The sequence below is a fragment of the Thioalkalivibrio sp. genome, assembly GCF_007692535.1.
Taxonomy (GTDB): Bacteria; Pseudomonadota; Gammaproteobacteria; order Ectothiorhodospirales; family Ectothiorhodospiraceae; genus Thioalkalivibrio.
The window spans coordinates 1-10,661 of record NZ_REBW01000059.1; the positions used below are offsets into that span (position 1 = coordinate 1).

The 10,661-nt window shown below is 65.2% G+C and carries 11 protein-coding genes; 6 read left to right on the forward strand and 5 right to left on the reverse strand.

The window, feature by feature from the left end:
- Window positions 1-449 precede the first annotated feature (449 nt).
- Window positions 450-2,072, forward strand: coding sequence for a BCCT family transporter (locus tag EA346_RS01485; protein ID WP_296754747.1), 1,623 nt, complete (start codon window positions 450-452; stop codon window positions 2,070-2,072).
- 63 nt (window positions 2,073-2,135) lie between these two features.
- Here the strand turns inward: EA346_RS01485 and EA346_RS01490 are convergent, their stop codons facing one another.
- The 3 genes from EA346_RS01490 to EA346_RS01500 form a co-directional block, all read right to left on the reverse strand.
- Window positions 2,136-2,903, reverse strand: coding sequence for a lysophospholipid acyltransferase family protein (locus EA346_RS01490; protein WP_296754749.1), 768 nt, complete (start codon window positions 2,901-2,903; stop codon window positions 2,136-2,138).
- A 124-nt stretch (window positions 2,904-3,027) separates the two neighbouring features.
- A complete protein-coding gene (locus tag EA346_RS01495) occupies window positions 3,028-3,468 on the reverse strand; it encodes a rhodanese-like domain-containing protein (protein WP_296754752.1) in 441 nt (146 codons plus the stop codon).
- Complete coding sequence (locus EA346_RS01500; RefSeq protein WP_296754755.1) at window positions 3,468-5,501, reverse strand: thioredoxin domain-containing protein; 2,034 nt, start codon at window positions 5,499-5,501, stop codon at window positions 3,468-3,470. The genes EA346_RS01495 and EA346_RS01500 overlap by 1 nt, the downstream gene beginning before the upstream one ends.
- Before the next feature lie 113 nt (window positions 5,502-5,614).
- Here EA346_RS01500 and lgt point away from each other — a divergent pair, with 113 nt between their 5' ends.
- The 4 genes from lgt to EA346_RS01520 all read left to right on the forward strand — a co-directional run bounded on the left by lgt (window position 5,615) and on the right by EA346_RS01520 (window position 8,352).
- Entirely contained in the window at window positions 5,615-6,412 is a 798-nt protein-coding gene (lgt, locus tag EA346_RS01505; protein WP_296754757.1) for a prolipoprotein diacylglyceryl transferase, read from the forward strand.
- The gene (locus EA346_RS01510) at window positions 6,409-7,239 is read left to right on the forward strand and encodes a thymidylate synthase (RefSeq protein WP_296754760.1); all 831 of its coding nucleotides are present in this window, start codon (window positions 6,409-6,411) and stop codon (window positions 7,237-7,239) included. Before lgt ends, EA346_RS01510 begins: the two co-directional genes overlap by 4 nt.
- On the forward strand, window positions 7,236-7,754 hold the full coding sequence (locus tag EA346_RS01515) for a dihydrofolate reductase (protein ID WP_296754763.1): 519 nt from the start codon (window positions 7,236-7,238) through the stop codon (window positions 7,752-7,754). The genes EA346_RS01510 and EA346_RS01515 overlap by 4 nt, the downstream gene beginning before the upstream one ends.
- 148 nt (window positions 7,755-7,902) lie before the next feature.
- Window positions 7,903-8,352, forward strand: coding sequence for a bacteriohemerythrin (locus tag EA346_RS01520; protein ID WP_296754766.1), 450 nt, complete (start codon window positions 7,903-7,905; stop codon window positions 8,350-8,352).
- Window positions 8,353-8,431: 79 nt separating this feature from the next.
- Here the strand turns inward: EA346_RS01520 and znuB are convergent, their stop codons facing one another.
- Together znuB and EA346_RS01530 are read right to left on the reverse strand one after the other, a co-directional pair.
- Entirely contained in the window at window positions 8,432-9,241 is an 810-nt protein-coding gene (znuB, locus tag EA346_RS01525; RefSeq protein WP_296754768.1) for a zinc ABC transporter permease subunit ZnuB, read from the reverse strand.
- Window positions 9,231-10,046, reverse strand: coding sequence for an ATP-binding cassette domain-containing protein (locus EA346_RS01530; protein ID WP_296754770.1), 816 nt, complete (start codon window positions 10,044-10,046; stop codon window positions 9,231-9,233). The genes znuB and EA346_RS01530 overlap by 11 nt, the downstream gene beginning before the upstream one ends.
- 82 nt (window positions 10,047-10,128) lie before the next feature.
- Between EA346_RS01530 and EA346_RS01535 the strand changes: the two genes are divergently transcribed.
- Window positions 10,129-10,661 (forward strand): zinc ABC transporter substrate-binding protein (locus tag EA346_RS01535; RefSeq protein ID WP_296754772.1); only part of this gene is annotated, 533 nt, incomplete at its 3' end.

Genomic DNA, 10,661 nt, shown 5'->3' on the forward strand with positions numbered 1-10,661 from the left:
ATAGCCCGAGCGCGCCCACGGACACAACGGACGGGTTTGACAAGGGGCCGGGTGGGCCGAATACTTTGGATTGTTGGCTGGCGCTGTGTCGGCTGATGACAGAGCCCGAGTCAGAACAACCACGTACTCGGTAGACCATGCGGCTGCCTCCATCCGCCGCAGACAGGCATTTTTGTCAGTCCGGTCGCTCCAGGTCATGTCGTTATGATCGACATCCATTCACACAAGCAATCCTGCAGTAGATCGAGTATCGCCCGGTCATCTTGAACCGCCAACCCGTCCAGGGGATCTGGCGAACATGGTAGGACAGGGCAATTCGCGGTATTCAGCACTGCATCGGCAGAACCGTGTCTGAAGCCCACTGCTTGGCTGCTGCTTCCGCCTCGCGCCGTTTGGGAAGGTTTCGACAGAAAAAACACCGGCGTGTGGAAAACACAGGGGAACCCAAGGTGAGCAAGAAAACCGAAGAGCTAAAGGAGAAAATCGAAAAACTCGAGGAGGTCTACGAGACCGACTTCGAGATCGGGGACCAGAACGTCAACCCGCTTGGACTCGACCTGCACAACCCGGTATTCGTCACTAGTGCATTCCTGATCCTGGTATTCGTGATCGGGTCCCTCATCTTTCCAGACGTATCCAACAGTGCACTGACCGCCACCCGCGAATGGATCGGGGAGACCTTCCACTGGCTGTTTCTTTCGGGCGGCAGCATCTTCGTTCTTTTCTGTCTCCTGCTGATTGTTCTGCCTGTCGGCAGAATCCGCCTGGGTGGACAGGATGCGAAGCCCGATTTCTCCGTGATGTCCTGGTTCTCGATGCTGTTCGCGGCCGGCATGGGCATCGGCCTGATGTTCTGGAGTGTCGCCGAGCCCGTGGGTTACTTCACCGAGTGGTTCGGCACACCGCTGAACATCGAAGGCGGGACCGAGGAGGCCAAGAGGGCCGCGCTGGGCGCCACGATGTACCACTGGGGTCTGCACCCCTGGGCGATCTACGCTGTGGTCGGCCTGTCTCTGGCGTTCTTCACCTACAACAAGGGACTGCCGCTCACGATCCGCTCATCGTTCTACCCGCTGCTGGGCGACCGCGTGTGGGGTCCCTTCGGGCACGTGATCGACACGCTGGCCGTGCTGGCCACGATGTTCGGATTGGCCACCTCCCTGGGATTTGGCGCCCAGCAGGCAGCCGCCGGGCTGGAATTCCTGTTCGGCATCGACAGCGGTCTGAACACCCAGGTCGCGATCATCATCGGCGTCACGATCATCGCCCTGCTGTCGGTGATGCGCGGCATCCATGGGGGCGTCCGGGTCCTGAGCAACATCAATCTCATGTTTGCCGCGGTGCTGTTGCTTTTCGTGATGATCGCGGGCGGGTTTATCGCGTTTCTGGCGAACGCCGGCACCACGCTGACGGCCTATGCACAGTACATCCTGCCGCTGAGCAATCCTGTCGGCCGTGAAGACGAAACCTTTTACCATGGCTGGACGATCTTCTTCTGGGCCTGGTGGATCTCCTGGTCACCGTTCGTCGGCATGTTCATCGCACGGGTGTCGCGCGGCCGGACCGTGCGCCAGTTCGTCACAGCGGTCCTGCTCGTCCCCACCCTGGTGACGGTCGTGTGGATGAGCGCGTTCGGCGGTGCCGGACTGAACCAGTCCATGGCGGGCGTTGGCGCTCTGGCCGACGGCATCAGCGATTCGACGCTGGCCTTGTTCCAGATGCTGGAGAACATGCCGTTCGCTGCCATCACCTCGCTCTTGGCGATCGTGCTGGTCCTGATCTTCTTCATCACCTCGTCGGACTCGGGCTCCCTGGTGATCGACAGCATCACCTCGGGCGGCAAGACCGATGCCCCGCAGTCCCAGCGCCTGTTCTGGGCGACCTTCGAGGGCATCGTCGCCGGCGTCCTGCTGGCAGTCGGCGGTGCGGCGGCGCTGCAGGCACTGCAGGCGGGGGCGGTCAGTACCGGACTGCCATTCCTGATCATCCTCCTGGCCATGTGCGTAAGCCTGGCCAAGGGGCTCTACCACGAACTGGCGATACTGAGGCTGTCGGAAGCGCAGGCAACGTAGGAGGCCAGCCCCTGGCCGATTGTGCCCTGCGCACCTCGCCGGATCGGCGAGAGGGCTCGCCTCCTACGCTATATCGCGGACACCGGGCTTCTGCGGCAACGACAACGCGGCGACAATCGTGCGGCGCGCGTTTCTGGCAAGGTCCCGGCGCAGGGCATCCGGCCCGACCGGGATGAGCGGAAGGATGTGCAGGTCGACGTCGGTCCGCTCCCGACGAAGGAGCCGCCAGAAATGGAACAACAATCGATCATCACCCGTATAGGAGGCATGGGCCGGGCTGCCGTCGGGCTCCCGCCCGTAGTCGATTGCGACCGGCTGGATCGGGGTGGCGGTCACGACCGCCGCGGCAAACAGGCGCGCGTGAAAACTCCGGACATCGTCGCCGCGGGTGGTGGTTGCCTCCGGGAAGATGGCCACCTTTTCGCCGTCGTCCAGCGCCTCTGCGATATCCTGGACGATCGCCTCGACCTCGTGCGCACCGCGCCGGATGAACAGGGTGCCGTGCCCCCGTGCCAGCCATCCGATCACCGGCCAGCGCGCGATCTCGGACTTGGACAGGAAGCGCACATCCAGCCGCGATCCCAGTACCGGGATGTCCAACCACGACACGTGGTTCGCCACCACCAGGGCCGGTCCCTCGGCCTGTTCCCCATGGCAGTGAACCTCCACGCCAAGCAGTTTCACGGCGCGCTGGTACCACTCCCGCTGGACTCGCGCGAGTCGCTCACGCGACCCGAGCCCCGACCCGTGGCGAAAGGTCAACCACAGTCCGGACCACACGAAGAAGAAGAGGCGTACCAATCTCCAGCTGGCTCGCAGCGAACCGCGCATTCGGCTCTCCAATGACTGCCGGCAAGGCCGGCTCCTGGCCACGATGGTAGCGTTCCGCGGCCCCCATTACACCCTGCCACCGGGGCTCAACATCGGGGAGACGCCAGGCAGACCGGGTGCAGGTTCAGGGCAACGGCCCCAGATACGGCCCGGAAGCCGTTGGCAGGTCTTCCCCCTCCCAGAGCTCGATCCCGCCTGCGATATTGGCCACGCTGGTGAAGCCCATCTGCTGCAGCACGACCGCTGCCAGCGCCGAACGCGCGCCTGTGGTACAGAGCAGGGCGACCGGCCTGTCACGCGCCTCGCACAGGGTATCGATTCGATGCGGACTGTTGGATTCCACCGCGCCCTCGAGCAGGCCGCGCGGGACCAGGATCGAATCGGGCACATGCAGCCGTTCGTACTCGTAGGGCTCGCGCAAATCGACGATCAGCCAGGGCTCGCCCCCGTCGATGGCATCGGCCAGATCCTCGGGCGAGATCTCCCGGATCTGTCGCCGAGCCTCGGCCACCAGATCAGCCAGGGTTTTCCGATGGCTCTCCGATCGTTGCTCCGTGTCCACCATCAAAGCGCCTCCAATAAACCTTCCAATGTGTATTCCGGTGGCGCGCAGGTGGTGCCGCGGCACAGATAGGCCACCACCCGGTCAGAGCGGGTCGGATGACCGCATTTCCCCGCCAGCGCCTGCGGCAGGCCCTTCCCTTCCGACGGCAGCGCGAACACCCACGCCTGCGCATCGCGTTCCCGCAGCGCGCGCTGCCAGGCGCGTGCGGCCGCCTCGGGACCGCGCAGGATCACCATGGGCGGCGGCTCCCGATACAGGTCCAGGGCCTGCAGCAGACTCATGTGACCCAGCGGCGCCTCCTCCACCATCGGCCCGCCGTTGGCCAGAGTGGACTCGGCGGCCCGGATGTACCTGGGTTCGACCAACAGGTACCCCAATTGCAACAGGGCCTGCGCGGCGACTCCGTTGCCCGACGCCATTGCGTCGTCGGCATAGACCTTGGGCCTCTGGATCAAGGCCTCGTGATCGGCGGCGGTGTAGAAGAAACCGCCGTCGCTGGCGTCCGCGAAGTCGCGCAGCAGGACCTCGGCCAGGGTCTGCGCCCAGTCCAGCCACTCCACGCTCCAGCGTACTCGCAGCAGATCGAGACTGGCCGCCAGCATCGACGCGTGGTCATCCAGATAGGCGCGCGGCATCGGGGTGTCGGCCCCCTCGCGGAAGCTCGCGTAAAGACGGCCGTCGCGCCAAAGCGAGCGTTGCACCGCCCGCATCGCCGCCTCCGCACGATCCAGCCATTCCGGCTGATCCAGGGCCTCTCCGGCCCGGATCAGCCCGGAGATCATCAAAGCGTTCCAGGAAGTCAGGATCTTCTCGTCGCGGTGCGGGCGCACCCGCTGCTCCCGCAGCGTGAGCAGCTTGCCCCGTGCGGACTCCAGCAGCGCCTCGGCTGCGTCGATGCCAAGTCCGAGCAACCCGGCAACGGCTGCCGGCTCCAAGACCTCGTGCAGATGCCAGCGGCCCTCGAAGTTGGCGGGACCATCCAGGCCCCAGACGCGGCTGGCCAGTTCCCACTCCGCGGGCTCCAGCACGTCCCGGACCTGCTCCGGAGTCCAGACGTAGAAGCGTCCCTCCTCGCCCTCGGAATCAGCGTCGAGACTGGAGTAGAAGGCCCCGGAGGCATCGGTCATCTCCCGGGTGAGCCAGCCGACCGTCTGCCGGACCACACGCCGGGAACGCCGATCGCCCCGTATCGCCTGGCGCGCATAGAGGCCGAGCAGGGGGCCATTGTCGTAGAGCATCTTCTCGAAGTGCGGGATCATCCAGCGATCGTCGGTCGAGTAACGGCAGAAGCCGCCGCCAACCTGATCGAAGATCCCGCCCCGGGCCATCGCCTCCAGGGTCTGGCCCAGCATCTCCTCCGCCCGCGTATCGCCGTGCCGGTCACCGTGCCACGCCAGCCACTCGAGGGTGGCCGGGTGCGGGAACTTGGGCGCTCCGCCGAAACCGCCGTACCGCGCGTCGAAATTGCGGTTCAGGTCACCCCGCGCGCGATCCAGCACCTCCGGACCGGGAATGCTCCCGCCCTGGGGTGCGTACATGCGCGCCATCGCCTCCTGCAGCGAGGCGTTCTGGGCGGCGATATCCTCGGGATTTTCCTCCAGGAACTCGGCCACGCGGTTGAGTACATCGATGAAGGCCGGCAACCCGTGCCGGGGCTGCGCCGGAAAATACGTGCCGGCGAAGAACGGCACCTGGTCCGGGGTCAGGATCACCGTCAGCGGCCAGCCGCCATTGCGCCGGGTCAGCAGCATGTGCGCGTTCTGATAGATGCGGTCCAGATCGGGCCGTTCCTCGCGGTCGACCTTGATGTTCACGTAGCGCTCGTTCATCACCCGCGCCGTCTCGGGGTTTTCGAAAGACTCGTGCGCCATCACGTGGCACCAGTGGCAGGCCGAGTAGCCGATGGACAGCAGGATCGGCTTGTCCTCCGCGCGGGCGCGCAGAAGGGCCTCTTCACCCCAGGGGTACCAGTCGACGGGATTGTCCGCATGCTGCTGCAGATAGGGGCTGCTCGCCCGCGCCAGACGGTTCATCGGGGCTCCTCGGGATGGCATTGGAAGGATATGGATCAAGAGGCGGGTGTGCACCCGCCCGGGGTCGCTTTTGTTGATAGACTGCGCAGTCCTCGAAGCCACTGCAAGCGCCCATGCCTGTCCACCCGTTTATCGATCCGGTCGCGATTTCCATCGGCCCGTTCAACCTGCACTGGTACGGCCTGATGTACCTGGTTGGATTCCTCGGCTTCTGGTCGCTCGGGAGCCTGCGCGCGCGCCGCCCCGACAGTCCCGTGACGCCGCAGCAGGTGGGCGACATGCTGTTCTGGGGCGTGCTCGGCGTGATCGTCGGTGCGCGCCTGGGTTATGTGGTCTTCTACAACTTCGACAGCATGCTGCAGGACCCGCTGATGCTGGTGCGTCTTTGGGAAGGAGGCATGTCCTTCCATGGTGGGCTCATCGGCGTGCTGCTCGCCGCATGGTGGTACGCGCACAAGCTGGGAGAACCCTTCCTGCGCATCGGGGACTTCGTGGCCCCGATGGTCCCCATCGGCCTGGGCGCCGGACGCATCGGCAACTGGATCAACGGCGAACTCTGGGGCAAGCCCACCGAACTGCCATGGGCGATGGTCTTCCCTGCCGCCGACTACCTCCCAAGGCACCCCTCGCAGCTGTACCAGGCCTTCCTCGAGGGCGCGGTGCTGTTCACCGTGCTGTGGCTGTTCTCGCGCAAGCCGCGCCCGACCGGCATGATCTCGGGGCTGTTCCTGCTCCTTTACGGGGTGTTCCGGTTCCTGGTTGAATTCGTCCGGGAGCCGGACGCGCATATCGGCTACCTCGCCTTCGGCTGGCTCACGATGGGTCAGGCGCTGTCGCTTCCGTTGATCGTCGCCGGCCTCGCGCTCCTCGCCTGGTCCCGGCGCAGGCCCGCACTGAGGAGACCGGCATGAAGCAGTACCTGGACCTGGTCCGCCATATCTACGAGAACGGCAGCGACCGGCCGGACCGCACGGGTACCGGCACCCGTTCGGTCTTCGGCCATCAGATGCGGTTCAACCTCGCCGAGGGTTTCCCGCTGGTGACCGCGAAGAAGACCCACCTGAAATCGGTGATCCACGAACTCCTGTGGTTCATTCAGGGAGATACCCGGCTCGACTACCTGCATCGTCACGGAGTCACCATCTGGGACGAATGGGCCACGAAGGACGGCCATCTGGGGCCGATTTACGGGGCGCAGTGGCGCCGCTGGAAAACCAGCAACGGCGTCGTGGACCAGCTGGCGGAAATCGTCGAGCAGCTGCGCCTGCGGCCTTATTCGCGCCGCCTGCTGGTCTCCGCGTGGAATGTTGCCGACCTGCCGGACGAGACCCGCTCTCCCCAGGACAACGTCCGCACCGGGCAGATGGCCCTGGCGCCGTGCCACACGCTGTTCCAGTTCTACGTGGCCGATGGAAGGCTCTCCTGCCAGTTGTACCAGCGCAGCGCCGACGTCTTTCTGGGCGTTCCCTTCAACATCGCATCGTATGCCCTGCTGACGCTGATGCTCGCCCAGGTCAGCGACCTCCAGCCCGGGGACTTCGTGCATACGCTGGGCGATGCCCACTTGTACCGGAACCACTTCGACCAGGTGCGCGAACTGCTTGGCCGCGAGCCGCTTCCGCTGCCGACCATGCACCTGAATCCCGAAGTGCGGGACCTCTTCGCCTTCCGGTTCGAGGACTTCCGGCTGGAGAACTACCAGTGCCACCCCGCCATCCGGGCCCCGATCGCAATATGAGCACGGATCGACCCGACAGCACCGCAGTGGATCCGCGACTGCAGATCATCGTGGCCATGGATCCGGACCGGGTGATCGGACGCGATAACCAGCTGCCCTGGCATCTGCCGGAGGATCTGAAGCACTTCAAGCGGATCACCAGTGGACATACACTGGTGATGGGCCGCAGGACGCACGAGTCCATCGGCCGTCCCCTGCCGAACCGGCGCAACATCGTGCTGACCCGCCAGGCACACTGGCGGGCGCCAGGCGTCGAAGTCCATCCCGATCTGGAGTCAGCACTGGCCGTGGCCGGCGACGTTCCCGTGTTCGTGATCGGCGGAGCCGAACTGTTCCGCGAGGCCCTGCCGCGTGCAGCGGTCATCCATCTGACCAAAGTGCACCGGCGTTTCCCGGGAGACGTCTTCTTTCCGCCCGCCGACGACGGCTGGTCGGTCGCCTGGGAGGAAGAGCATGGGCCCGACGCGAACCACGAATCGGGTTTCACCTTTCAACGGCTGGAACGCGCGGGCTGAGCGTGTGGTCTCAATGTTACAGCCGTCCAAATTCCAGTTACCGACCCCCGTTGCCAGCCAAGGTGACGTCCGCGCACGGGATGATCTACTCTGAAGGCGTGGCCAATCAGTCTTGGCCAGGCCGAACGGTCGCCACGAGGAGGTGGATATGCCTTACCTGGCTTGGTCCGACGATCTTGACACCCGGATTCCGGAGCTCGATGCCCAGCATCGGGTGATGGTGCAGCACGTCAATCAGTTGCAGGCAGCCGCCGCCTCCGGCGAACCGGAGCCGCTGCTCCAAGCGATGGACGGGCTGATCGAGTGCCTGCACGAACACTTCATCTTCGAGGAAAAGGTCCTGAAGATGATCGATTTTTCCGGGTTCGAGGAGCACAGGCAGACGCACGACGCAATCCTCGAAAAGCTTCGCGAGTACCGCTCGAGGATCGAGACCGCCTCCATCGCCGAGGCCGAAGAACTCATCGACACGCTCGGTCCCTGGGTCGTCGACCATATTCGCCACGACGACCTCGATTTCGGACCGACCGTCCGCGAATGGCTCCGCGACGCCGCCCCGCCCGACGACCCCTTCAAGCAGTTGGTCGGGGATACCTGAAGGACGCCAATCCGTAGGAGGCGAGCCCTCTCGCCGATCGACCACCGCCAGGAAAACCATCGGCCAGGAGGCTGGCCTCCTACGGGCCCCGGCGGCGCCTTGCACCTGGCCAGGGCACAAAATTCAGGACCACGAACGCCAACATCGCCGCGACGACGATGCTGGGTCCTGTAGGCGTGTCGTGGGTGAACGAGCCCCATATGCCGCCCAGCACTGCGAGCACGCCGAAGCCGGCCCCGAACAGAGCCATCTGCTCCGGCGTACGCGCGAAACGGCGGGCGGTCGCCGCGGGTATGATCATCAATGCGGTGATCAACAGCACCCCGACCACCTGCATCGCGCTGGCAATGACCAGCGCGATCAGCAGCATCAGGCCCAGGCGCACCGGGAGCACCGGAACCCCCTCCACGCGCGCGAGTTCCTCGTGCACCGTGATCGCCAGCAGCGGGCGCCAGAGCAGGATCAGCAGGACCAGCGCCACCCCCCCTCCGATCGCAATCGCAACCAGGTCACCGCGGGTGACCGCCAGGATGTCGCCGAACAGATACGCCATCAGGTCCACGCGCAGGCCCTCGACGAACGCCACCGCGACCAGCCCCAACGACAGGGCGCTGTGGGCAAGAATCCCGAGCAGGGTATCCGATGCCAGCTCCTGGCGACGTTGCAGAAAGACCAGGATCACCGCCACCATCACGCAGACCAGCGTGACCAGCAGGTTCAGGTTCATGCCCAGCAGGAAACCCAGCGCAACGCCCAGCAGCGCCGAATGCGACACCGTGTCCCCGAAGTAGGCCATCCGGCGCCAGACCATGAAGGCACCCAGCGGTCCGGCCACGACCGCCACCATCAGGCCGGCGACGATCGCCCGTGTCACGAAATCATCGAGCATGGTCCGCCTTCCCCGAGACTCCGCTGACCGGTTTCGCCCCGCCTGCGAGGTCGTGCACGTGGTCGTGATTGTGCGTGTAGATGCCGATGCCTTGCGCGCCGGCATCCGGGAAGAGCCGCTGATACTCCGGATGCCGACTGACCTCCTCGGGCCGACCCGTGCAGCAGACATGCTGGTTGATGCACACCACGACGTCGGCCGCCGCCATCACCAGATGCAGTTCGTGCGAAACCATCAGCACGCCGCAACCGGTGTCCCTGCGCAACCGATCGATCAGATCGAAGACCTCCCCCTGCCCGACGACATCGACGCCCTGCGCCGGTTCGTCCAGGACCAGCAGGTCGGGTTCACCGATCAGCGCCCGCGCGAGCAGAACGCGCTGCATCTCACCGCCGGACAGGGTCTGAATCGGGGCGTCCAGCAACTGGGGCACGCCGACCTTGCGCATTTGTTCGCGCAGGCGGGCCTCCGATGCCCGATGTCGCAACGTCAGAAACCGGCGGACGGACAGCGGCAGGATCGGATCCACCTGCACATGCTGGGGCATGTAGCCGATGCGCATCCGGGGCGCGCGGATGATCCGGCCGCTACTGGGCTGCCAGAGCCCCAGCAGGATCCGCAACAGGCTCGTCTTGCCCGCGCCGTTGGGACCGATCACCACGACGACCTGCCCGCCGCTCACCGACAGGGATACGCGATCGAGGATGGTTCGCCCGCCGCGTTCGAGACCCAGGGCCTCGGCCTGGATCAGGGCCGAGCCGTCTTGGCCGTGCGCGGAACGGGCTGGTCGGGTAGCACCAAACATGGTTGCTATAGTATAACGTTTAGGCGCCGGGCAAACGGCGAATCGAAATGTAAAGAATCACGTTGAACGGAGACCCCTCGATATGCGCATCGGAAAGACCCTCGGAATTGGATCACTGCTGGTTGGGGCCGCCCTGGCGACCACGCCAGTACAGGCTGAGCCCCGTTCGGTCGTCGCCTCCATTCTACCGGTACACAGCCTCGTCGCGGGGCTCGTCGACGGTATCCATCAGGTTGACATGCTACTGCCCGCCTCGGCCTCGCCCCATGGCTACGCAATGCGGCCCTCGGAAGCCAGGCTGCTTCAGAACGCCGACCTGCTGGTCTGGGTCGGTCCCGATCTCGAGACCTTCCTGGAACGCCCGCTGTCCGAACCGCGAGCGGGACGCGTGGTGATCAGCCTGATGAATGATCTCAGCCTCGAGCTTCTCGCCACGCGCGAAGGTGGCGTGTGGGAGGAGCACCGGCACGACCACGGCCACGGCCACGACCACGGCAATGACCACGGGCATGACCACGGGCACGGGAACGACCACGGACATGGCAACGACCACGACCTCGGACACCACCACGCGCAAGTCGCAGATGCGCGACCATCGGTTCAAACTCTGCCCGA

Bases quoted from the DNA above. Each gene is read 5' to 3' on its own strand.
- EA346_RS01515 (WP_296754763.1), top strand. From the start codon at position 7,236: ATGAGCACGGATCGACCCGACAGCACCGCAGTGGATCCGCGACTGCAG.
- EA346_RS01520 (WP_296754766.1), top strand. From the start codon at position 7,903: ATGCCTTACCTGGCTTGGTCCGACGATCTTGACACCCGGATTCCGGAG.
- znuB (WP_296754768.1), bottom strand. From the start codon at position 9,241: ATGCTCGATGATTTCGTGACACGGGCGATCGTCGCCGGCCTGATGGTG.
- EA346_RS01510 (WP_296754760.1), top strand. From the start codon at position 6,409: ATGAAGCAGTACCTGGACCTGGTCCGCCATATCTACGAGAACGGCAGC.
- EA346_RS01500 (WP_296754755.1), bottom strand. From the start codon at position 5,501: ATGAACCGTCTGGCGCGGGCGAGCAGCCCCTATCTGCAGCAGCATGCG.
- EA346_RS01490 (WP_296754749.1), bottom strand. From the start codon at position 2,903: ATGCGCGGTTCGCTGCGAGCCAGCTGGAGATTGGTACGCCTCTTCTTC.
- lgt (WP_296754757.1), top strand. From the start codon at position 5,615: ATGCCTGTCCACCCGTTTATCGATCCGGTCGCGATTTCCATCGGCCCG.
- EA346_RS01495 (WP_296754752.1), bottom strand. From the start codon at position 3,468: ATGGTGGACACGGAGCAACGATCGGAGAGCCATCGGAAAACCCTGGCT.
- EA346_RS01530 (WP_296754770.1), bottom strand. From the start codon at position 10,046: ATGTTTGGTGCTACCCGACCAGCCCGTTCCGCGCACGGCCAAGACGGC.